The organism is Bacillus sp. FSL K6-1338 (assembly GCF_038006965.1).
In the GTDB taxonomy this organism is placed as follows: domain Bacteria; phylum Bacillota; class Bacilli; order Bacillales; family Bacillaceae_G; genus Bacillus_A; species Bacillus_A thuringiensis_S.
In genome coordinates, this window is the sequence record NZ_JBBOWI010000002.1 from 418,816 (window position 1) to 442,128 (window position 23,313).

A 23,313-nucleotide genomic window follows, 5' to 3' on the forward strand; every position below is an offset into this window, starting at 1 on the left:
AAGATTTCCAATTGTATATCTTCACAACGAATAAACGAACATATATAATATTTAATTATGTAAAAAACATATAATTAAATACCCTTATAAACTATATATAATTCAAACCAACATATCTGCGAAAGTAGATCCAACATTATTTTTACGCTTCATATGCTTTTCTAAATATATTTTAGTCGTTTGAATATTTTCATGACCAAGTGTTTGCATTAAATGATATAAATCTGCATTACCTTGTTCTACTGCCATAATTGCAAAAGCATGACGAAATGTATGCGCTGTTACTGGATTTTCACGATACAATAGAAACTCTAAGTTTGTCTTTTTTATCATATCTGTTACTTGATTTGATAGTGTTTTAGAGTTATAAGTATTTCCTCTTTGATTTATAAATAACGGACTCTCATCCCCTTTTTCCAATACGGTTTGGCATCCTCTTCTCCGCCTCATTTCACAAATACACTGGTATAAATGTTCCGAAATGAAAAGTTCACGCACTTTATCCCCTTTTCCAGTAACTTTTAACCAGTACTTTCCGTCATAATGTAAATCCTTCACTCTCGCGTTGCACAATTCTTGAATTCTTGCACCAGTACTTGCCAGTGCAAGTAAAATTGTATAGTTTACTAAATGTCCTCTTTCTTTATAAAACCCTAAAATTTTCATAACCTCATCATAGGATAGATCCCGATTTGGCCGATCCTGCTCATTTACATTTGCGCGCTGCAGTTCTTCATGAAGAGGTTTTTCAATATAAGAAAATACATGAAGATGTTTTAGAAAAGAACGAATGAGCACTGTTTTCTTTGCAAGTGTTGCAACTGCATATGTGTCACCATTCCTACCGTTCTCTACCCGTTTCAACCAAGAATTGTATTTACGAATATGCCAAGGTTGCAATGTTTTCAATAAAGATTCCTTTTTCTGTACCTCTTCCCCATTCAATTCAAATTTTTCTGCATGCTGCACCATGCACTGACAAAATGATACAATTTCTGAGATATAACTCTTTTTCGTATCCTCTTTTCTATTCTTCTTCTCATCCATATCTTTTTGTAAATGTACGAAATGATAAATGACTTCTATGTCACTTAAATACGTATATTTACTCTTTCCCTCTTTTTCTGCAACCTCCATCTTCTCTTCCACCTTATCTAAATAACTATTGTTATGCAGAAATGGAACGATATCTCTTATATTCTCTACATATGTATCTATATACTCACTTTGATTGTTTATAATTGATAAATTTTCTTTTACATATTTATTATTCATATTTCGAATTAACCTCTCCTATTGAAGATTATTAATATAATTATCTTTATTACTTATAATTATCATTTTATTTTACTTCTATTAATTATACAAATGATATTTCATTTTCTTTCTGTAAGAACGCTACATTCTTCTCTGTTTACTTATACTTATATTTTTTTATAGTTTATTAGTAAATAGATATTTTTTAATAGTTAACTCCATAATTTTTATATTACTTTAATAACAAAAACAACAATAAAAAGTTATTAACATATAAAATGAATTAAAAAGATTTTCAAACCATAAAAATGATTAAGATGTTTAATAAAATCTATTTCTTATTTTAAATATAAATCAGATTCTGATATGATATATACATATCTAAAATATTAGCAAACGATAGTTATGGAGGTGTCCTTTTATGACACACGATTTATTGTTCATTACAAAACCTACTGTAACGACCAAAGAGGCAGCCGACTTATTAGGAGTAACGGTACAAACAATTTTAAAAAAAGAAAAAGATGGATTAATAGAATGTGTATATAAAGATAACTGGAAGCAATTCGGTAGTAAGATTTTCTATTTAGAGGATATTGAACGTTTAAAAAATAAAAATAAGGTTAAAGGCCTTAGCACGAAAGAAGTAGCTGAAATTCTTAATGTTGCACCATCTACTATCTTTACATACATCAAATCTGGAAAATTACCCGCAACAATGGTAGAAAAAAGAGGAAAACAAGTATATATTATCGATGAGGAAGAGCTCGAGATTTTTATGCTTGATTATGAAAAAACCAAAACAAAAGAGCGAAAAACATTCATTACGAAGATTCAAGATGAAGATATATACTTATATCAATTATTAACACATCAACATAACGGAAAAACAGCTAGGGTAATAGAGATCAATGGAGCAGACGGGAAGATTCTTACAGAGGACGAAGAAATTTTCCCTCTATCCACTTATAAGGAACATGATTACACCTTTGAACCTTTCATTAAAAAAGCGGTAATTACAAAACGAGGGTATTTATCTTTTTCATTTAAAAAACCTCAACTATTTAATTCCATAACTTATAATCTAATAAATTTATTTTATAAGGAGCTAGGTGTCACAAATATGCGATTGAGTATTTCATCAGATACTATCAGATTAGAAATTAAACCTTTCGTATTACAAGTAGATCCATTGCAGTTTCAAGAGGAGATTAAGTACTTATATTCTCATATGAAAGCCGGCACGATCCTTCCACATGTAGAAGGTATTTACTTTAAAAGTAATGTAGAGCCATTAACTTTTCATGCAGATCATGAATTCAAGCAAAAAGTAGTTCAAATGGCAGAGGAAGCTGGTATGAGACAGGAAGAATTCTTATTACAAGCTGTAAAATCTTATATAACAAATCTGAAAAAACACTAAATCTACTACTTATTAAAAAGAAGCGTAGAAATAAGATCTTTCTACGCTTCAAAGATATCTGTCACTTGCAATAAATGTAACAGGGTTAAAATATCATAAATATAAAGTAATTATAGCCAAAAATTTATAAAATCTTTATTATTTCCAGAATTAATTGAGCTGATAAGGACACGAAACAATTAATTCTTTATAGACCAATCAAAATAGTCACTTAACTTAAAACTAGCTATGAATTACAAACCTAAAAACCAACTAAGCTACCACTATAATAGGAATAGAGTTCCAGTATCCAAGAGTTCGTTAAATAGGAATTTAACGAACTCTTGAGAAGATGAGAGTTAACCCCTCCCCCCCCATCTTGTTGTTGTAGAAAGACATGAAAATGGCCACTTTTTAGACAAGAAAGTGGATACTTCCATTCGTATCATTGTTTTAGGACAACCAAGTGGGTACTTTTTTATAAAGGAATTGCTTTAGTTATATATATCTACGAGCATCTTTATCATGATTTTTAATAGTAATTCTATTAATAAACAGAGAACTTTTCTGTACATTCGCGTAGAATGATTCTTTCTAAAAAAAAAATAGAGCCTCAGGAACAGGATCCTCAGACTCTATTTTTTTATTTTATATAGGACAGGATAACTTTCTCTAATTCTTCTTTACTAACATCATTTGCAAGTATTATGATTTGATAAGCGCTATTTTTTCCTTTTGCAGGAACAATTACTTCCATATACTTCGTAGTACTTTCAGATGATTCTGCAAAAGTAATGTTTGCACCTTCTAATTCATAATTTGTTAACTTTTCACTCTCTTCTACTATACCGTAAAATGGATTTTCTTCTTTATCTCTAACTACAGATTGGTTCACAACATACCAAGACAACGAATCTCCTCTGCGATATTCAGAAACAATAACAGGATTCTTCCTGCCAGGAGTCATCGAAGTTTGAACATCTTCTCCAGCTAGTTTAAACTCTTTTACTACAGAAGTTGGTGTCTTAATTGGAAAATCAAGATACTTCTGTGCTTCCTGTTTAGTTAATCTAAAATTCCAATAAATTTTCTCTCTAAATGGTCCAATTTCTTTATCATTTTCCTTATATTTGTTCTGTTCCTCTGTGTCTAACTTTTCAGGACTCCCAACTAGCTTTATTTTTTTGCCCAAAGTATATGACTCTGTTTCTAAATCAACAAATCGTTCAAATTCTTCTTTCGTAAACAGGTTTCGTGCCACTCCAAGTTCTTTAAGTAAAATATTGTACTCTCCTTCGGAAACTAAAAATTCTGCTTCTGCCTGTTCTTTTGTACCAATCATTTTTTCTACAATTTGCTGTATAAAGATTTCGGGTTGTGTTTTTAATTCGTTCATATTATTTTTCACTTCTGTTTGTTGTTTCTCAGAATTAGTTGGTATATCAGCACGGGCATTTAATAAGGATACAGATGATACTGCAATAACTGCTACAGCTCCTAGTGCAGACCAACGATATGAATTTTTTTTGAATTTTTTAATCATTAAAATTCTCCTTTTTAACATCCTTTTATTTTTACTGAAATTTGCCATACTCGGTACTTGATAATAACTTGAGTAATGTTCCAATAGACTAATAATAGTATGTCCATACGCAATTTGTTCCTCTGAATCTATATATGTAAGGGCTAATGCATCGCATGCTAGTTCTTGATCTTCCCGCATACATGAGTAGGCATACCATAGAATGGGATTAAACCAATTTAAAATGAGTAAGCCATGCATAAGCCAATTTACTCCAACATCTCTTCGTTTGATGTGAGCTAATTCATGATGGAAAATATATCGTAACTGTTGTTCATCTAATATTTTCATATGTACAGTTGACAATAACAACTTTGGCTTAATAAATCCCAACACTGTCGGACTGGAAACCTTTCCAGATACAAGCAAAGGAATATTCCTTTGAACAGACATAGATTGCTTACACTTTTCAAAAATTTGAACAATCTTCTCATCTGTAATAACAGGCTGTTTTTTTATGTAAAGTAATACACGCCTGTTCATTACAAAAGTAGCAACACTTAGAAGGATAACGCCAGTAAGCCAAATGCATATACAGACTGTATAAAATGAAATCGTCTCATTATCCTGCTTTTTATTATTGTGTGTTTGTGTCTTGTTTGCCTGATCAGCTTGTGTTGAACTTGAGGTATAAGTATCTTCTTTTGGGAGAACCTTTGTATCGTCTATACCTTTCAATTCTTGCATGCGTTCTTTTGAAACAAAACTAGCTACAGGGTTTTGGCTAGAAATGAATGCATCATCACTCTTGTAAGTAAGAACAGAATAGATACTATAGGAACTATCTGGCGACCAAGGTAATACAAGTCTTATAATTAATATGATCCACAGCATATATTGCCAGCGTGGCGTTAACTTATTTTTAAACAAGACCTTGATACATAAGATTAGACCCACTAATATACTAGCCATAATGGAGGTCTCAATCATCCAATCAAAAAAAGCAGGTAGATAGATATTTATAAATTTTTCTATCACTATAATCTATCCTTCCTCTGATTTTCCTCAGTTTTCTCATCAAGAATGCGTTTAAGTTCGTTAATATCTTCTGAAGACAGCTTTTCTTCTTTCAAGAAATTTACAAGCAAAGGTTTAAATGCTGCACCATAGAAACGTTTAAGTAAAGATTTCGTTTCTACTTGTAAATAACTATCTTGCGATACCAAAGGATAATAAGAGTACAAACGCCCTTTATCTTGATGGTAAGCCGCTGCTTCTTTGTGTACTAATCGATTAATCAGCGTTCGAATCGTTTTGGGTTTCCAATCCATTTTCACCTCCAACGCTTCAATTACTTCATTTGCCGTTTGTGGAGAGTTCGCCCACAGTACTTTCATAACTTCTAATTCAGCTTCTGAAATTTTAGGTAATTCTTTCATTAGTTATAATTTCACCTCCATAGATTACGAATGTAATCTCAACTGAATATTACACTTGTAATCTATTGTTGTCAATCTTATTTTATATTTGTAGAATACTTTCCTATACCCATTAATATAAAAACGAAAAAATTAACAGAAGTTTAGACTATCATGTCCCGTTATTAAGACATGATAGTACCTCTAAAATTTATGATAATGGCAATTTATCATAAATTGTTCATGAGATTCTAGTTTAAACTTTCGCTTTTATATTCTCCTACTTATATAATTAATACATCTTTAAGTATTTAGCCAGTTAATTATGTAGGGCTCTTAAAACGTGATGCCATCTCAATAAATGCTTTTAAGAACAAAAAAGAATCCTTTTAAATTAGGGATTCTTTTTTGTATATTTTTAATTTTCCTTTTTTTAGCATCCACATTTGTACAGTGACGAAGTATTTCTTCCATCATAGCTGTAACCCTGTGATTACGCCATCTACACTATTTAATCTAAATCTTCGCCATTCGTGGAAATAACTTTTTTATACCAATAATAGCTCTTCTTTTTACTTCTTTTTAGTGTTCCATTTCCTTTATTGTCCTGGTCAACATAAATAAATCCATATCGCTTATCCATCTCACCAGATCCTGCGCTCACTAAATCTATAGGCGCCCATGTTGTGTATCCTAGAATATCTACCCCATCAAACTGAATCGTATCTTTCATCGCTTGGATGTGTTCTCTTAAATAATCAATTCTATAATCATCTTCCACATAACCATTTTTGTCCACTTCATCTTTTGCCCCTAACCCATTTTCTACAATAAATAATGGCTTCTCATAACGATCGTAGACATGATTTAGAGTAATTCTTAGCCCCATCGGATCTATAGGCCATCCCCATTGGCTATACTTCAAATAAGGATTTTTGGTAGATGCAAATAAATTTCCTTCTGCATTATCTCCCCCATCACTATCTGTTCTAACACAGCGACTGTTGTAATAGGAAAGGGAAATAAAATCTACTGTATATTTTGCGAGGAGCTCTTCGTCCCCATTCTCCATTATTGGCATCGTCCCATTACGTTCCATTTCTTTCAGAGCATAGTTTGGATATTTTCCTCTTGCTTGTACATCAACAAAGAAATAACTTTCTCGATCTAATTTTGTGGCTTCCCAAACATCTTTGGGATTACAACTATAAGGATACACACTTCCTGCTGCAAACATACAGCCGACTATATAATTTCCATCTATTTCACGAGCCAGTTTAGTTGCCTTTGCACTTGCAATAAGTTCATGGTGTGCAGCTTGATATTTTATCTTTTCTTTATTCTCACTTTCTTCAAAATAAATTCCTGCCCCCATGAATGGAGCGTGTAAAATCATATTAATCTCGTTAAACGTTAACCAGTATTTAACTAAACCCTTATATCTTTTAAAAATGACCTGGCATAGTTGTATATAGAAATCAATCATTTTACGGTTTCTCCAACCACCGTATTTTTTTATTAGGTGCATCGGACAATCAAAGTGAGTAATGGTAACGAGCGGCTCTATATTATATTTACGGCATTCTTCAAATAAATCTTGATAAAATTGAAGTCCCGCTTCATTTGGTTTTTCTTCGTCGCCTAATGGGAAGATTCTAGTCCAAGCAATACTCATTCGATAAACCTTAAAGCCCATTTCAGCAAATAATTGAATATCTTCCTTGAAATGATGGTACATATCAATGCCTTTTTTAGCTGGATAATAGTAATTTTTATCAAAATCAAACATTTTCATCTTTCCTGTAATTACTAAAGATCGAGCTTCTCCTGTTGGGCATACATCGACATTCGAAAGTCCTCTCCCACCTTCGTTATAGCCCCCTTCACATTGATTGGCTGCGGTAGCTCCACCCCATAAAAAATCATCACTAAACTTCATCACTCATTCCTCCAATATCGAAGTATTATTCTTAATAATCATGTATAGATAACTTTTTCGTCTAAACTTGGTCGTCTTTGGTATCAAAATACAACCGTAATTAAATTCGATCCTCTATCCACGTTACCTTCCTTACTCTCCGCAACCTCCAAATAATCTGCGGAATTCGTAATAACTATTGGAGTAACAACACTGTAACCAGCTTGTTGTATTTCTTCAATACTGAACTCTAACAATCGTTGACCTTTCTTTATCTTTTCGCCTTGCTTTACATAAGCTTTAAATCCTTTACCTTCTAATTGGACTGTATTTAAACCAACATGAATTAGAATTTGCACTCCATTCTCCGATGTAATACCTATCGCATGTAAACTAGGGAATAACGCTGTTACTTCCCCATTTACAGGAGACTCAACCACTCCTTCTGCAGGTACGATTGCAACTCCACTACCTAATACACCTGATGAAAAAGCCGCATCTTCTATATCTTTTAATTGCAGCACTTCACCTTTAATTGGGCTTTCAATTATTTCTTTCTCTAATCTACTTTTCTTTTCATCTTGGCTAGTTTCAATTTGAGACTCATTCACACCTGCGTCAGCAGTCTCTTTCTCTTTATATACAATCAGCGTCAATATAAATGCAACTGCCATTGAAATTACAATACCGATAACCGCAACTATTAAATTCCCCATTGCTCCATCCGGTTCAATCATCGCAGGTAATTCAAAAATACCCATTCCACCAGCCATAAACTTTCTTAAATTAAAGAATCCATAGAATCCCCCACCGATACCACCAGCAATACAACTAATAATAAATGGTTTCTTTAAGGGTAATAGAATTCCATAAATAGCTGGTTCTGTTACTCCGAATATACTGGATAAGAAATTTGGTAAAGACATTTCCTTCAATTTCTTGTCTTTTGTTTTAAATAATATAGCTAGGACAACTCCCGCAGTTGCGAAAGTACAAGCAAAGAAAGGCATCATCACGTTATCGTATCCCATAGTCATAATATTATTTAGATATACAGGTATGAATCCCCAATGTATACCAAAGATAACTAGTATTTGCCAAGTAGCTCCTACTATGATGCCAGCAAACAATGGGCTAAAGTCTCTAACTACAAATACAAATTCAGAAACAATTGTTGAAGCAAAGGTTGCAAGTGGTCCAATTACAATAAATGCAACCGGTAATGCAATTAATATTGTAAGCATTGGAACAAAGAAGAATTTAAGTAAATCTGGTACAAACTTATTACAAACTTTTTCGCATTTTGCTGCGAAATATACAGCTAAAATAACAGGAATAACTGTACCTGTATAGTTTATCGAAATTAAAGGTATGCCAAAGAAGTCGATATAAATCGGCGATTTAAACATAGAACCTTGAAATAATGTATACATTGCACTAGTACTTGAAGAAATAACACTAGCTTGTATACTTGGATAACACATAATAGCCCCTACAATTAAGCCTAACATGGGCTTTAAACCAAACTTTTTAGCTGCAGTATAACCTAAAAATAATGGTAGAAAAGTAAATAAAGCATCACCGATTGCGTTAATGACCATCGAGCCACCCGAAGTTGAGCTATATAATCCTATAGCAATAAACAGCGCATTTAGTCCTTTCACCATACCACACGCAGCCATAATACCTAATATTGGTTGGAATATACCTGATATGATATCAATTGCTTTATGTAGTAGTTTTTCAGGCTTTTTCTCAACTTGTTTGGTTGCATTCAGTTGATCTCCGTCGATTAGTGCGCTAATATCATCATATACTTGTGGTACATGGTTTCCGATAACGACTTGATATTGGCCACCACTTCTCATGACGGTGACAATACCATCCATATTTTTTAAGTTATCATCATTTGCAATGGACTCATCCTTCAATTTAAAACGTAGTCGAGTCACACAATGTGTTAAGCTATTTATATTTTCCTTTCCACCTATATCTTCAATAATTTTTTTTGCTAATTCGTTGTATTTACTCATTTTTCAATCCTCCATCTTTTCATGTATTTATTAACAGAAATAGTGAAGGTCTGGCCAACTTAATGTTACCATCCAGCTATGTATTACATGTTTACAGTCATCACCACCTTTAATGCTCCTTTACCTATCTACTCGACTCTCGAACTACCTTTGATACATGAATAGTCAAATAAATCATTTCATTAGAGCTTAAATAATACCCGTATTTCTTTTGGATAAATAGTTGGATCTTTGAAACACATTCAAACTCTTTTACATACTTATTTTTAATAATCTCAAGTAGCTCTTCATCAGCCTCATCACTATATGTGCTATTGGTAATTAGCCGGGATGCAAAAAACTTTAAATGACTAATAAAACGATAAGAGGAAACCGATTCTTCTATAATCTCAATACCAAAGTGAACTCTTACAATTGTCAGCACTTCTTGAATCAACTGCGTGATCTCATGTACGATTGGCTGTTCTTTATGCAACTGAGCGTTTACGATATGAAAAGCAATAAAACCCGCCTCATCATCAGGTAAACGAATGTGTGTCTCTTTTTCTATAATATCTAGTGCTTTCATTCCAATGTGAAATTCATCTTTATAAAACCTTTTTATTTCCCATAGCAGTGCATTTTTAATCTGAATTCCTTCTTTAATCCTTTGAATTGCAGTATGCATGTGATCACTCAATGAAATATAAATACCTTCATTGAGTTTTTTACCTAATTTTCTTTGGGCATATGCAATAATTTCATCCGAAAGTTTCATGTGCTCAATGGGTATGTTATTTAGCAGTTCTTGTAATTTATTAGATATATCTTGGTTAGCTATACGGAAAATTTTGTTTACCTTACTTGCGTCAATTACATCACCTTTTGACTTTTGATAGCCTATTCCTTTACCCATAACTATAATCTCTTTACCGTTTTTATCCTCCGTAATAACGACATTGTTATTTAGATTCCTTTTAACTTCCATATATCTCACTCCAATCAAGGATATTTAAGTATGGGTTCTTTATATCTTTCATTTTATAGGGGTTATATATTATTCCGATATAACATAAAAAAGCCCATCCATTAAAATGCATAGAAGTACCTAAAATCTTCTATACACACTAATGAATAGGCTTAGCTTGTATTAAAACAATTACTACCCAATTCCAATGATATACGTACATAATATCCTAAATTAAAAATTTCGTCAACGTCATTAAAGGTACAATTCTACAAAAGGAGTCCTACCGACAAATCGTCTTTTTTATTATTCTTACAGCACATTTGATATTTTCTATTGCTTTTTGTCTTGCTACTCAAGCAATAAATTTGGAAACTAATACTGATAATGCTTCTACTTTTTCTTTTATTTTGTTAGATTGATGCGATATCTCCTCTATTGATGCTGCTTGTGATTGGATAGACTGTACAGTTTGAGTTGTTTCCTTAGCTACTTGCGTTGCGGTTTCAGAAACACTCGACATAGAAGCATTTACTTCTTCTGTACCCGCAGACATTTCCTCTGTTGCTGCAGATACTTCTTGAATTTGGCTGGTGATTTTATTAATAGCCACCATAATAGATGAAAAGGCTTGATCTGCTTTATTAGCAGTTTCTTTTCCTTCTAAAGCTTTTTGTTGGCCTTTTTGCATTGCATCAACTGTATCTTTTGTATCTCTTTGAATTAATTGAATTAAATTATTAATTTCATTCGCGGATTTTTTAGATTTCTCAGCTAAATCCCCCACTTCTGCTGCCACCACTGCAAATCCTTTACCGTTTTCTCCAGCACGTGCAGCTTCAATTGATGCGTTTAAGGCAAGTAGGTTTGTTTGTTCAGCAATATTAGTGATCGTATCCAAAGCTTTATCAATTTGCTGCGTACGTGTAACAAGTCTCTCTATTACTTTGGATGTATCTTCAACAACTTCATAAATATTATTCATTTGAAGTATAGATTGTTTTATCACTTCACTACCAGAATTAACTTGTTCTGTTGTTGTGATAGTCACTTCTGTAACCGTTGCTGAGGATTCAGCTACTGTTTGAACTCCAGTCGCAATTTCTTCCATTGATGATGAACTTTCCTGAATACTAGTAACTTGTCCTTCTATTCTTTTATCGACCTCAGATATTGTATGAACAACCTCTCTTGATATATGAGATGCTCGTTTAGTATCTTGTAACATCCCATCAGTAGAAGAAATAACTTCTTGTGTTGTGTTTTTTACTTCTCCAATTAATTTTTGCAAGTTATCCAGCATACTATTAAAAGACTTCACAATGCTTCCCAATTCATTATTTGATTTATAGGTAGTACGTATCGTTAAGTCACCTTCAGATACTCGCTCCATATCTCTTTCTAATAGTACAATTGGTTGTTTAAGCGCACTTTTAATGATATATCCAATAAAAATAATAAATGCAATTGCTATAATAGAGATACTAACAAATAGCATCATGGTATTTGTTGCACTGTCAGTATTATTTTTTTGTAATTGATCTGCATTATTATTATTAAATTGGATAAGTTCGCGAATTGCCTGAATTGACTTTTTCATATTAGGATCAACCTCTTTTAGGTAATAAGCATATGCTTCTTCATTATTAGATTGTCCCAAATCTTGCACTTTTTTCAGTTGTGTTCTTAAGTCTTTGAATATTGTATAAAATGTGTTATACAATTCCTTTTCTCTATTCGAACTAACTCTTGTCTCAAACTTCTTTAATAACTGATCAGTTTCTATACGAGCTACATCTATTTCATTTAAAAGCTCTTTTATTCTTTTTTCATCTTTTGATAGGATCGTTTCTTTTACATTCATATTGATCAGATAAAAATTAGACTCTATAGCTCCTATCCACTGGATTGGTAATAAACTATCTTCATACATAGTAGTAGAAGCATGCTCCCCTTTTTTAAGGCCCCAAAATCCTAGTATAGATAATATGATACAAGAGACACTTGCTATAACTACCATTGCGTTTAGTGTTGTGCCAATTTTACTGTTTTTTAAAAATGACAATTAAATTCACTCCATTGTTATATAATGATTAAATAATTATGTGCGTAAAAATAAAAGACTTTTAATTATTTATATCCATTAAAAGAATCAGATAAAGTTTTCTAACATAAGAAAGTCTATACTTAAATCTAAAATAAAAAATAGTTGGGTAAAAAGAGCGTGTTTTCATCTATTTATCTAAACACGCTCTTACAAATATTTAAACCCTATATGAATTGCTTATTCTATTCTGATTTTCTTTTAACTAATACATATCTTTTTATATACGATTATCATGCCAGAAGTTTATTGGGAAATGATTGTTCTCATCATAAGCTTCAAATTCATACCCTTTTTCTTTTAATCCTTTTATAATTGCTGGAACAGCCGCAACAGATTGTGGATGAATATCGTGCATTAAAACAATTTCCTTCGAAGACGTCGCACCTGCTAAGACATTTTGAGCAATTTTTGCGGCTGCTACATCCACAGGTAATTTATTGTATTTCCAATCTAGAGAATCAATTGTCCAATCCCATACTTTTAAATTATTTCCGACCACTTCATTTCGAAGTGATTCATTTAATCCAGGCATTGATCCATATGGTGGGCGTGTTAATTTTGGTATGTTTCCAATAACATTTCTAATTAAAGATTGATCTTCTTTCATTTCCTTAACATATTCCTGATTGGTGTATAGCTTTTTAAAATTATGTGTCATACTATGCATGCCCACATAATTGTTCTCTACATGCTCTCGTTTCACCAAATCTGGGAACCTTTTCACATTGTCGCCAATTAAAAAGAATGTTGCTTTCACATCATTTTTCTTTAATACATCTAATAAATTAGCTGTATATTTTCCTGGTCCATCATCAAAAGTTAAATATACAACTTTTCTTTCTTTACCATCAAAACGAGTAGGTATCGATTTTTTTAATTCATTTTTAGGTAGACTGCTCACTTGTTGAACACTATTTGCCTCTTCCGCATTTACCAGGTTAGGATTCGTAATAGATTGAAACATGTAATACCCTATTGCTACTAATGTAATAGCCAACAATACACTGATAATTCTTTTTTTCTTAAGCTTAATTTTCATATTATAATCTTCTTTCCATCCTATTATTCCACTTTAGGTTGTTTAGTTATATTATCTTATTAGTTTATAATTTTTAATTTAACCACTTTCAATTTTGGGTTACTTATTTTAATAATCTATATAGATAAAAATTAGTGTCCTGCACTAGCATTCATGCCATTTCCTATGATAGTTAGAACCAAAGGATATAATACTGGTCCTAGGGTAAGGAAAATATTTAAAATCACAATAAATGTATATAACAGGCTGTAGTTTTGACTATTTAGATGTGTAAATACTAGGATAACTAATGTTATTATAGTAATGAAATGTAGTAATAACATTATCAACCAATAATACATCATTATAGTAAGATTCGCCTTTCCTAATAGTTGGCATGTTATTCCTAATACTGTAGCATTAAAGGAAATAAACAAAATTCTTTTTAATATTCTAGGTACTGTTTTGTGATCCACAGTTTTATTATATAAGCCTATTAAAATGCCCAAAGATAGATATGCCAGTAATAACCCTACCCAATCCCAGATCCAATCTTGACCTCCCATTAAATTAAACAAAAGCGAAATGACCCCTCCTACTGCAAGAATCAAGGAGATTATAATGTTAGTTAAAGCTGATTTCATAATGTTTTCACTTCCTAAAAAATTTTATAATAAAGCATTGGTGTTTACTCATATGTTGTCATTTATTTATTAGAACTTCTTTTTAATTAACTGAGAATCTGTTTGATCGTATTTTCTTCCATTACTTTTTTTGGAATCATTCTTCCTCCTGCTCCCTATACAATTTGTGTACCTTGATTCAATTTATGTTTTAAATCATTATTTTGTAAAGAGCCTCTCCCCACTTTATGCAATTTAATAGGTCTAATCATTCCTGCTAATATTGTTGGTTCTAGCTAAATATCCTCTTTACCCACTATTTTTTTAATAGTTTATTTAAATGATTATCACCAACTGTATATGCCCCACAAAAAAATGGTTCCATTGCTTTCCCTACAAACCCAAATGCTATTCCAAGTGCCAGTCCATCCGCTATTGCATTATTGTCAATCCCAAAATCTTATACAGAAATTTAATCATATAATCAGGTCATCATAATTAATAGTTTACATGGAAAAATAAGTATCAATCATTTCTTGTCTTATTTACTATTCTCACAACTATACAGGTGCTTGAAAATTAATCATACTTTATTATAATTAAGTATATTAACAACATGTTTAGTATAAGTGAATAACATTAATTTTAATTTTATTTACTTATTTAAAGGGGATTACGCATATGAACAATATTAATATCGGTGAAAAAATTATGGTATTTAGAAAAGGTGCTGGATTAACTAGTAAACGGTTAGCTGAATTAGCTGATATAACACCTTCCATGTTAAGTCAGATTGAGAAAGGAATCACGAATCCATCCTTACAAACACTAAAACTAATTTCTGCAGCATTAAATATTGCTTTATTTAATTTTTTCTTAGAAGATACCATTACAGAAGAATTAGTTGTAAGAGCTAATCAAAGAAAAAAAATAACTTTCCCTGAAAGCGGCAATGTTTCGTATGAGTTATTATCACCTAATTTAGATGGATCACTGGAATTAGCTTTAATGAATCTGTTACCTCAAACCGCTTCTTCTATGGAGCCTATGGCACATAAAGGTGAAGAAATAGCATTTGTTATGGAAGGACAAGTAAAACTATATCTAAATGATGAGGTTTTACTTCTTAACCCAGGTGATAGTGTTAAAATCCCACCATACGTAAAACATAAATGGGAAAACACTTCTTTACACAAAGTCACTGTTATATTTGGAGTAACCCCACCATCTTTTTAATTTCAAGTACTAGCGCATAAAAGTTAGAGAAAATAATTCTCTAACTTTTTTGTGTACATAACTATATTTAAAAAAGTAAAAAACTTGTCTCATAATTATATGTCATTTAAATCTAAACGATTATGAGTAGTGAAAGAGACCTTTCTAATTACATACTTAATTTACTTTTTAATGTCCAGTATTTTTCTCCAGTAGTGTCAAAAGAGAATTCCACCCATCCATTTGGATCTTCACGATAAATAAAGATGTTTGTTCCACGAGTTACTGTACCAACTTTATTTTCCTCGAAAGCTACATCTGATTTACTTTTAATTTTTAAGTTAAATGGATACGGTACATGGTAATAAGCAGCTGTTGATACAACATTTGCTGTTGTCCCATCTTCATACATGTTAAATGGAATGTTATTAGATAACGCTTCAACATCTAATGTTTCGGGGTTTTTCGGTAATTTTTTTGCGGATGTATAGTCTGCCACACGGAACGGTTTAATACGTTCCATAATATTTGCAATTTTTCCAGCCCAGCCTTTGTCTGATGCATATTTTACGTTCATACCATCTAATGTTGGTCCGTTATAATGCATCCCATCTTCTTCTAAATATCTTTCTCGTACATAATTGGCATTATAAGCAATACTGTCACCGTAGGTTGGTAAATATTTTGCATATTTAAACGGATCCTTATCATACGCACGTAACCCAAATAAATTGTGTTTTCGATATGCAATTTCTGATTTTCCATATCCAGATTCTAAAATTGCATGTGCCGCTAAATACTGTGCATTCACGCCATATTTATTTTGCGCATTTATAAAATCTTGTCCATGTCCCATTAATGGACTATCTGAATGGTATTGTGCAATAAAACTATCAATCTCTTGGGCAGTAATATTAGAAGCCACTGTTAAGTTTAAATCTTCATATGATGTAGCAGTAATGATTTCTTTTCCTTCTAAACCATCGTTTAGATTTTGTTGTAACATATCAGTTTTAGCAGTAAGTTGAGCGGCCTCGGCGCGTGTTATAGACCTATTTGGTTGCCAGCCATTATCCGTACCATTGGAAATATTTAAGTCAATTAAAATATTGGCATACTTTTCTCCCCAATGCCCTTTTAAATCCTCAAATTTACTTTGGCCATTATCATTTGCTGTACTTTGTAGTTTATAAGCATTTACTAGCATCGTAGCCATAGCAGCACGTGTAACTTTTCCAGTTGGATTGAAGATGCCATTCCCTTCTCCTTTAATAATGCCAGCTTTTTCAGCTGCAGCAATATACGGAGTAGCCCAATGATTTTGGGAATCTGTAAAGGATGGTTTTGCATCGAAGTCAATTTGTATACCTAATACTTTTGTCATGATTTTCGTAGCGGAAGCTCTGTCTAATGAATCATGTGAACCAAAAGTTCCATCTGGATAACCAATTATGACTTGTTTATCCACTAAATAGTTTACAGATTGCTCTGCCCACTTGGGAACATCAGGAAATTTGTGAGTATCTGCAAATATATTAGATGAGTAGGATAGTAGACTTCCTGCAATAATTCCTGTAGCAATTAACTTGGATTTCATAAAATATTCTCCTTCTAAATCTTAATTTCTATCCATTTTCATGCATTTAATTTACATTATTCCTTTATTAAGAATTAGTAATAAAAAATTGCAATAAATGTTGGTGAGCTTATTTAATAATAAACTATATTGTTAATGGACAATATATATAAGGAGTTGCATAAATAAAGGTTCTTTCCCCAACAGAGTATATAGAGAAAAGATTTTCTATCATTTTCTATCAATATGTATCGTTTAAAAATTTTTAAGCATAACATACATTTGGTTCAACGATTTTAGCCGCCTGTATATAAGTGTCAATGAACAAATATAAGTTTATATTCAATTTTTTTAATTAAATTCAAGTTAGTTTTTGTATACTTGTTAAACTAGTATACAAACTTGAAAATCAATCTCAATTAATCACGATTAATTATAGTTAAGTATACATTAATACGTCAACACCTTATTAATTTTCAGTAAATAAAATTAATTTATACTGATTTTTCATGTTAATATTAAACATTTTTGTAAAAGTTATTCATTGACACTCATGCATATAAGTAACTATAATCGTTACACCAAATTGAATAGATGTCAGCATCATCACAAACATATAAATATAAAAATAAAAAATCTCAATTTGGTAATACAATAGATTGGTAGAGGTGTGTATTTTTATGAAGCGCAAATTAATTACAACAGGTATCCTTGCAGGAGCTATATTATCTTATTCTTCTAATATTTTAGCGGATACTCACAAATTTCCTGATGTTCCAAAGTGGGCAGAACAATCTGTAAACTATTTAGTGGATAAACAAGTCATAGTTGGTTATCCAGATGGAACTTTCGGCTCAAACGTTACGTTAGATCGAGCTTCCGCTGCAACAATTATAACAAAAGCCTTAGGGATAAAAATTGATACAAAAGCTAAACCTTCTTTTACAGATACCCAAGACCACTGGGCTACTCCGTATATTGCTGCAGCTGAAAAAGCTGGCATTATTAAAGGAGAAGGGAATGGCATCTTCAATCCAACTGGAAAAGTTACACGTGCTGCTATGGCTACGATGCTAGTAAATGCTTATAAACTACAAAGTACAGCAAATGATAATGGCCAAAGTAAATTTGAGGATTTAAAAGGGCATTGGGGAGAAAAGTATGCCAATATTTTAATTGACTTAAAAATTTCTAATGGTACTGATAACGGCTGGCAACCAAATAGATTCATCACACGAGCTGAAGCCGCTCAACTTACTGCTAAAACTGATATACTGTCAAGAGAAATGAATATTGAATTAAAAGAAAAAGACAATACAAGTACTAATACCCTTCTAAATCAGCACCAAAAATTTTCAGGTAAAGTAATTGAAAAAACAGAAGACGGATTGGTAGTTTCTGGTGAAAAATCAAGTGTATACGCTAACGTTCCTTCCCCTGAGGTACTTAAAAGTATTCAGATTGGGGATACAGTTACCATTTATGCTCCTATGTTTATAGGGTCAATACCAGGTGATCCAGCTACAGCTAAATATGCAATTGTTCAAAAAGAAAATGAAGAAAACGTTCTAAAAAAGCAATATAAAATGCACACTGGAAGTGTAATCAATAAAACCAAGGAAACTGTTGAAATTTCTAGTGAAGGCCGGACTGTTACTGCTGTCGTTTCTTCAAAAGTGCTTGAGGATATTCAAGTTGGAGATACCGTTACTATTTATGGAGCATCTTTTATAAGTAATATGGCAAGTGGTGAATTATCTGCTAAAGCTCCAATTATTGAAAAGTTGGCAAGTAAGACTGTGATCCCTAATGCAAGTATAGATAAAGCGAATTCTATATCAGAAGTCGATAAAAAAGAACAAAATGCTCTGGATCAACACCAAAAATTTTCAGGTAAAGTAATTGAAAAAACGGAAGATGGATTAGTAGTTTCTGATGAAAAATCAAGTGTATACGCTAACGTTCCTTCCCCTGAGGTACTTAAAAGTATTCAGATTGGGGATACAGTTACCATTTATGCTCCTATGTTTATAGGGTCAATACCAGGTGATCCAGCTACAGCTAAATATGCAATTGTTCAAAAAGAAAATGAAGAAAACGTTCTAAAAAAGCAATATAAAATGTACACTGGAAGTGTAATCAATAAAACCAAGGAAACTGTTGAAATTTCTAGTGAAGGTTCGACTGTTAGCGCTACCGTCTCTTCTAAAGTCTTACAAGATATAAATATTGGAGATACAATTACTATTTATGGGGTATCTTTTATGAAGAATATGGCAACTGGTGAATTATCCGCTAAAGCTCCAATCATTGAAAAGTTGGCAAAATAAATATTATGTTTCCATTGGGAAAATCCTTATAATAATAAGTATATAGATGCTATTTCTCTAAGATCTATGATTCTTTTAGTTATTTAAATTTGATATAAATTTGCTTTGTCTAAAGCTAAAAACAAGAAGCTTCTTGTCTTTTGTATAAGTGAATGAGATTTATAATTATTAAAATGGAACATTTTATCCCCTATAAATCTACTTATTTAGAATACTTTCATGTCTCTTTTCTGGGACATGAAAGTACCTATAAAATTCATAAAAGTAGCTACTTCACCCTGTTTATTAATACGATTTTAGTTTAGAGATTCATGTCCTTCTACAATTATACAACTAGTATTTTTCCATACATTTTGTAATTCGTAAAACTTTATTAAACCAAATATCATAGTTTAAGCTCGAAATCCCCTGTATCTTTATTAAGAATAGTAAACCCGTTTTTTTCATAAAGCGCCATTAATCTGGAAGGACACATGTTCGGATCAGAAATATTTAAAGGTCTTGCAGCACCAGCTATTTTTTTTACTTGTAAGTCGTTTCCCAATTTTAAAATGAAACGAAGTATCCAAGTACCAATCCCCATATTTCGCTTACTATTTTCTAGTATTTCAATAGTACAAATGCGGAGCTCTTCTGAATCCCCATAATATCCAATCATAAACTCTGCTATCTTCTCGTTCTTAGTATGCATTTCATACCTTAAATAAGTAAGTAAGTCATAGGATCCATTTTGTTCAATTAATACTACTCTTATTTTTCCTTTAAATAAATCTTGTGTCTTTAATAGGATTTCAGAGGATTCTACCTTTTTTTGTAGTGAATTAGTAAATTTAGCTAAGGAATGCATGCTCTTTAATTTCGCTAATGAATCACTGCGTGCTAATAGCCAGTAGTTCGTATTATTAATAATCCCTTTTTTAATAGTTGTATAAATGTACTTAGATCCATCTAGATGAATCTTGTTTTCTTTTAATCCATTTAATTTAGAAGTTAAAGACAAAGTTTCTTTTTCAAGATTTTTAGTTCGGTTTATTTTATTAAAAAAGATGTCTATCCCTCCTTTTTTATTAAACTCAAATGAAGCAATAATTTTAGGATATGTTTACTTTATGGTAACCACAAATAAATCTTATAAATCGTTTATTTTGTAAACCATTTCTTTTATTTCTTTATTAATATCTTTCGGCAAAGTGGTAAAACATACTGATATATTTCTATTTCCTATAATTTTGTTAGCATAAGGCAAGAGTTTTTGTGTTTTTGCGTAATTTTCTAGACTACGTTTCTCCCCTCTTTTATCATTATCTCTAAAACTGAGAAAATAAATTTTTTCATGTTCATTATCTTTGCTTGTAGGATATGAGTATGAGCAAGCCCTTCTATCTAGGTTGTCTTGATTAGCTTTTGTTGGTATGGCAGCATTTAAGGCTTTAAAAAAGTGCCATGGATGAAAATCTCCATGTTTTGACTGATCAATTTCTAAAAAAATTTTAAGTTCATTGTACAAATTATTATCAAGTTTTAGTGGTAATTCAAATGATTCAAATTGCTCCGTTTTTTTATGTTTTAGTGGTAATTCTATATACTCTCTGGTTCCTTTCTTAAATAATCCTAATATATATTCTTTGTCTGAGGATTCATTGTACTTCTTTTTCTTTAAATCTATGTAATCATATTTAAATATGGCGCATATTTGCAGATCATTTTTGTACTGAATGCCATTTATAACTTGGTAATCAAGCTGCTGTTTTAACATTGAATGTGACAATGAAAAAAGTCTTGTTAGGTTAATTGTTTTTGACATATAATACTCCCCTTTAATTACTTACATTTCACATTTGGTTAGTATATTGCTAATTCATTTGGTAGTAAATTATTTAGTGATGGAACGCTTGACCTATATTCTTCTTCTGCTGAAAGATTTTTTACATTTTCCAATTGTTCTACACTCTCAACCCCTAATAATTTTTTTATTTCATTAAAGTGCTCTCTTGATTTTAATTTTTGAAGTATAGGTAATATAGGATCTGAAAACTGGACATAACCATATGTTACAGGATACCAACGTTTACTATATTCTTGCTTCTTTCCTAATAATCGTTGAATATCTTTTATGCAATACAATAAACAGTCGGCCTCTATTAAATTCTCCCATGAGTATCCAGAGGAAATTGATTGTTCCTTGATTAAATCAGCATGTACACTTGTACGGTTTAATTGTAATCTTCTATTTCGAGTGTCTATTAGGCTATGTAAATAAAAATAGAAGAATCCATAACTTCCATCTTGTAATTCATCATAATTATTATATTTTACAAAATATCGATGCTTACAAATTTCATGAAGTTTATCATACATATTCCTAGAAATTAATATTGTTATAGTGTATAAGAAAAGCTCATGGATAAAATATCGAAAATGTTCAAATTCAATTGGACCAGTCGTACCAAAAGAACCAGAATAAATATTTAGAGTCTCAAAAAGATCAGTAATCATTTTAGTATCAAATACTGTTTGATCACTGCATAATAGCTCCATAAATTTAATGTAGTTATTTCTTAATGGAATCATTTCTTGAATTAGATTATATACTTGTTCATCATAAGGTTCGGATAATTCTAATACTCGATATGCTTCTAAATCTTCTAAAAGAGCTTTTTTATAGTCATAGCATAAGGATGCTATTCTTCCAGGTCGGTGAATGATAGCATCCTGCATAGAAGATAAAATTCCATCTACCTTAAATCTCGTTTTTTTTCCTCAAATATATAACTTGGGGCTGTTCCTAATTCTGGTTTTCGTAATAATGGCTTGTTGTATAATAAGCGAAGTAATTCTTCAAAGCCCTTTTCAAATCTACGATCTAAATCAATATATATTAAACCACTCATATGAACAGGGATATATTCCGTATCTAATTCTTCTCTTTCTAAAATAACAGGAATAAACTTTTCTTGTCGCACTTTGTTATATATGTGAGGTCCTATTATTTGTGTTTCTGTACCGACTCCACCGGTATAAGCAGCAGCTTTATCAGCGTATATCTTATTGCATAAGACTAATACTTTATCAATCGTAGGATCTGTTACCATACTTTCCATAAATGCAAATAGACTATTACCAGGATTTAAGTCCCAAAAATCTGCCACAACATCAATACCATTTTCCCTTAGACGCTGTGCAAATTTAATGACTTTTTCTTGGTATTCCTCAGTTGTCCAAGCATATGATATGAATATTTTTGGTGGTCTTGAATTAGAATGTAACTTATTTTCCATATAGGTATTCACTCCTTTAGTTAGTGCATTCATAGGTGATTCTTATATATCCCCTCTTTAAATCGTACCACATTTTGGGTATTGATATTATTAAAATACAGTATGCATAGATTGAAATTTCACAAAATATTTATCTAAACAATAGCTTTAAGATCGCGAGTTTAACTACACTTCCCATTTATAAAATAGTAAAAAACCTGAAAATATACGCTCTTAAATAAGAGTCTCTTTCCAGGTCTCCACTTCAAATAATATAAGACTGTTATTTTTAATGTGTAATATTTACTCTGCCGTCTTCGAAGATCTGAATTGATTGGTATGATTCCATGAATCCTTTTGTTTCTGGATTTCCAGCGTTAATAAGACGTGTACTTTGCTTTCCCATATAATCTTGCATTTCATTAAATTTCTCCTTATCTACAATATACATGTAGAAATATACTTTTTTTACCATCTACTTCTAAAGATTCAGAAAACTGGAAGGCATCTCCATACTTCTCTTTAAAATACTTTCTTGCTTCTTCATGGCCCTTAAAATCAGGTATTTCTGCTTCTTCCTCACGACTAATCCATAACTTAAATGGCATTTTATTCACCTCAGTGTAGTTATTTTTAGAAATTTTTCTAATGTATCGTAAAGTATCATTATAGGTTATTGTTCAAGTAATCC

The 23,313-nt window shown here is 31.6% G+C and carries 19 protein-coding genes; 3 read left to right on the top strand and 16 right to left on the bottom strand.

Annotation, left to right across the window (positions count from 1 at the left end; all coding sequences use genetic code 11):
- Nucleotides 1-102 precede the first annotated feature (102 nt).
- Nucleotides 103-1,275 carry a tyrosine-type recombinase/integrase gene (locus NZ044_RS28850; protein ID WP_053513970.1) on the bottom strand — a complete coding sequence of 391 codons (1,173 nt, stop codon included), beginning with the start codon at nt 1,273-1,275 and terminating at the stop codon, nt 103-105.
- A gap of 403 nt (nt 1,276-1,678) precedes the next feature.
- Between NZ044_RS28850 and NZ044_RS28855 the strand changes: the two genes are divergently transcribed.
- Nucleotides 1,679-2,680, top strand: coding sequence for a helix-turn-helix domain-containing protein (locus NZ044_RS28855; RefSeq protein WP_170264925.1), 1,002 nt, complete (start codon nt 1,679-1,681; stop codon nt 2,678-2,680).
- A gap of 622 nt (nt 2,681-3,302) precedes the next feature.
- Here NZ044_RS28855 and NZ044_RS28860 read toward each other — a convergent pair.
- From NZ044_RS28860 to NZ044_RS28895, 8 genes are all read right to left on the bottom strand, one after another.
- Nucleotides 3,303-5,219 (bottom strand): M56 family metallopeptidase, encoded by a 1,917-nt coding sequence (locus tag NZ044_RS28860; RefSeq protein WP_340950183.1) that lies wholly within the window; start codon nt 5,217-5,219, stop codon nt 3,303-3,305.
- Complete coding sequence (locus NZ044_RS28865; protein WP_170264923.1) at nt 5,219-5,620, bottom strand: BlaI/MecI/CopY family transcriptional regulator; 402 nt, start codon at nt 5,618-5,620, stop codon at nt 5,219-5,221. The genes NZ044_RS28860 and NZ044_RS28865 overlap by 1 nt, the downstream gene beginning before the upstream one ends.
- Nucleotides 5,621-6,110: 490 nt before the next feature.
- Nucleotides 6,111-7,538, bottom strand: a complete 1,428-nt coding sequence (locus NZ044_RS28870; protein ID WP_170264922.1) for a 6-phospho-beta-glucosidase — start codon at nt 7,536-7,538, stop codon at nt 6,111-6,113.
- A gap of 83 nt (nt 7,539-7,621) precedes the next feature.
- Nucleotides 7,622-9,550, bottom strand: a complete 1,929-nt coding sequence (locus NZ044_RS28875; protein ID WP_170264921.1) for a beta-glucoside-specific PTS transporter subunit IIABC — start codon at nt 9,548-9,550, stop codon at nt 7,622-7,624.
- Between the two features lie 124 nt (nt 9,551-9,674).
- Entirely contained in the window at nt 9,675-10,517 is an 843-nt protein-coding gene (gene licT, locus NZ044_RS28880) for a BglG family transcription antiterminator LicT (RefSeq protein ID WP_170264920.1), read from the bottom strand.
- A 334-nt stretch (nt 10,518-10,851) separates the two neighbouring features.
- On the bottom strand, nt 10,852-12,561 hold the full coding sequence (locus NZ044_RS28885) for a methyl-accepting chemotaxis protein (RefSeq protein ID WP_170264919.1): 1,710 nt from the start codon (nt 12,559-12,561) through the stop codon (nt 10,852-10,854).
- A 259-nt stretch (nt 12,562-12,820) separates the two neighbouring features.
- On the bottom strand, nt 12,821-13,642 hold the full coding sequence (locus NZ044_RS28890) for a peptidoglycan-N-acetylglucosamine deacetylase (protein WP_170264918.1): 822 nt from the start codon (nt 13,640-13,642) through the stop codon (nt 12,821-12,823).
- A gap of 131 nt (nt 13,643-13,773) precedes the next feature.
- Nucleotides 13,774-14,265: a DUF3902 family protein gene (locus NZ044_RS28895; protein ID WP_340950186.1), complete on the bottom strand. Its 492-nt coding sequence runs from the start codon at nt 14,263-14,265 to the stop codon at nt 13,774-13,776.
- Nucleotides 14,266-14,925: 660 nt separating this feature from the next.
- Between NZ044_RS28895 and NZ044_RS28900 the strand changes: the two genes are divergently transcribed.
- Nucleotides 14,926-15,480, top strand: coding sequence for a helix-turn-helix domain-containing protein (locus tag NZ044_RS28900; protein WP_170265104.1), 555 nt, complete (start codon nt 14,926-14,928; stop codon nt 15,478-15,480).
- A 148-nt stretch (nt 15,481-15,628) separates the two neighbouring features.
- Here NZ044_RS28900 and NZ044_RS28905 read toward each other — a convergent pair whose 3' ends face one another.
- A complete protein-coding gene (locus NZ044_RS28905) occupies nt 15,629-17,056 on the bottom strand; it encodes an S-layer homology domain-containing protein (RefSeq protein ID WP_340864009.1) in 1,428 nt (475 codons plus the stop codon).
- Between the two features lie 659 nt (nt 17,057-17,715).
- On the opposite strand from NZ044_RS28905, the gene NZ044_RS28910 reads away from it, so the two are divergent.
- A complete protein-coding gene (locus NZ044_RS28910; RefSeq protein ID WP_340950188.1) occupies nt 17,716-19,365 on the top strand; it encodes an S-layer homology domain-containing protein in 1,650 nt (549 codons plus the stop codon).
- 385 nt (nt 19,366-19,750) lie between these two features.
- Here NZ044_RS28910 and NZ044_RS28915 read toward each other — a convergent pair whose 3' ends face one another.
- From NZ044_RS28915 to NZ044_RS28940, 6 genes are all read right to left on the bottom strand, one after another.
- Nucleotides 19,751-20,365, bottom strand: coding sequence for a GNAT family N-acetyltransferase (locus tag NZ044_RS28915; RefSeq protein WP_170265014.1), 615 nt, complete (start codon nt 20,363-20,365; stop codon nt 19,751-19,753).
- A 129-nt stretch (nt 20,366-20,494) separates the two neighbouring features.
- Nucleotides 20,495-21,169: a DUF6037 family protein gene (locus tag NZ044_RS28920; protein ID WP_170265012.1), complete on the bottom strand. Its 675-nt coding sequence runs from the start codon at nt 21,167-21,169 to the stop codon at nt 20,495-20,497.
- A gap of 38 nt (nt 21,170-21,207) precedes the next feature.
- Nucleotides 21,208-22,083, bottom strand: a complete 876-nt coding sequence (locus NZ044_RS28925) for a hypothetical protein (protein WP_249383816.1) — start codon at nt 22,081-22,083, stop codon at nt 21,208-21,210.
- A gap of 17 nt (nt 22,084-22,100) precedes the next feature.
- A complete protein-coding gene (locus NZ044_RS28930; protein WP_249383815.1) occupies nt 22,101-22,643 on the bottom strand; it encodes a TIR domain-containing protein in 543 nt (180 codons plus the stop codon).
- A gap of 268 nt (nt 22,644-22,911) precedes the next feature.
- A complete protein-coding gene (locus NZ044_RS28935; RefSeq protein ID WP_276568709.1) occupies nt 22,912-23,040 on the bottom strand; it encodes a hypothetical protein in 129 nt (42 codons plus the stop codon).
- A 16-nt stretch (nt 23,041-23,056) separates the two neighbouring features.
- Complete coding sequence (locus NZ044_RS28940) at nt 23,057-23,230, bottom strand: hypothetical protein (protein WP_249383814.1); 174 nt, start codon at nt 23,228-23,230, stop codon at nt 23,057-23,059.
- Between the last annotated feature and the right edge of the window lie 83 nt (nt 23,231-23,313).

What these genes read in the sequence shown, in the direction of transcription:
- NZ044_RS28900 (WP_170265104.1), top strand. Translation starts at nt 14,926, where the DNA reads ATGAACAATATTAATATCGGTGAAAAAATTATGGTATTTAGAAAAGGT.
- NZ044_RS28890 (WP_170264918.1), bottom strand. Translation starts at nt 13,642, where the DNA reads ATGAAAATTAAGCTTAAGAAAAAAAGAATTATCAGTGTATTGTTGGCT.
- NZ044_RS28850 (WP_053513970.1), bottom strand. Translation starts at nt 1,275, where the DNA reads ATGAATAATAAATATGTAAAAGAAAATTTATCAATTATAAACAATCAA.
- NZ044_RS28905 (WP_340864009.1), bottom strand. Translation starts at nt 17,056, where the DNA reads ATGAAATCCAAGTTAATTGCTACAGGAATTATTGCAGGAAGTCTACTA.
- NZ044_RS28865 (WP_170264923.1), bottom strand. Translation starts at nt 5,620, where the DNA reads ATGAAAGAATTACCTAAAATTTCAGAAGCTGAATTAGAAGTTATGAAA.
- NZ044_RS28855 (WP_170264925.1), top strand. Translation starts at nt 1,679, where the DNA reads ATGACACACGATTTATTGTTCATTACAAAACCTACTGTAACGACCAAA.
- NZ044_RS28935 (WP_276568709.1), bottom strand. Translation starts at nt 23,040, where the DNA reads ATGCAAGATTATATGGGAAAGCAAAGTACACGTCTTATTAACGCTGGA.
- NZ044_RS28875 (WP_170264921.1), bottom strand. Translation starts at nt 9,550, where the DNA reads ATGAGTAAATACAACGAATTAGCAAAAAAAATTATTGAAGATATAGGT.
- NZ044_RS28920 (WP_170265012.1), bottom strand. Translation starts at nt 21,169, where the DNA reads ATGTCAAAAACAATTAACCTAACAAGACTTTTTTCATTGTCACATTCA.
- NZ044_RS28930 (WP_249383815.1), bottom strand. Translation starts at nt 22,643, where the DNA reads ATGGAAAATAAGTTACATTCTAATTCAAGACCACCAAAAATATTCATA.
- NZ044_RS28940 (WP_249383814.1), bottom strand. Translation starts at nt 23,230, where the DNA reads ATGCCATTTAAGTTATGGATTAGTCGTGAGGAAGAAGCAGAAATACCT.
- NZ044_RS28870 (WP_170264922.1), bottom strand. Translation starts at nt 7,538, where the DNA reads ATGAAGTTTAGTGATGATTTTTTATGGGGTGGAGCTACCGCAGCCAAT.
- NZ044_RS28925 (WP_249383816.1), bottom strand. Translation starts at nt 22,083, where the DNA reads ATGCAGGATGCTATCATTCACCGACCTGGAAGAATAGCATCCTTATGC.
- NZ044_RS28910 (WP_340950188.1), top strand. Translation starts at nt 17,716, where the DNA reads ATGAAGCGCAAATTAATTACAACAGGTATCCTTGCAGGAGCTATATTA.
- licT (WP_170264920.1), bottom strand. Translation starts at nt 10,517, where the DNA reads ATGGAAGTTAAAAGGAATCTAAATAACAATGTCGTTATTACGGAGGAT.
- NZ044_RS28895 (WP_340950186.1), bottom strand. Translation starts at nt 14,265, where the DNA reads ATGAAATCAGCTTTAACTAACATTATAATCTCCTTGATTCTTGCAGTA.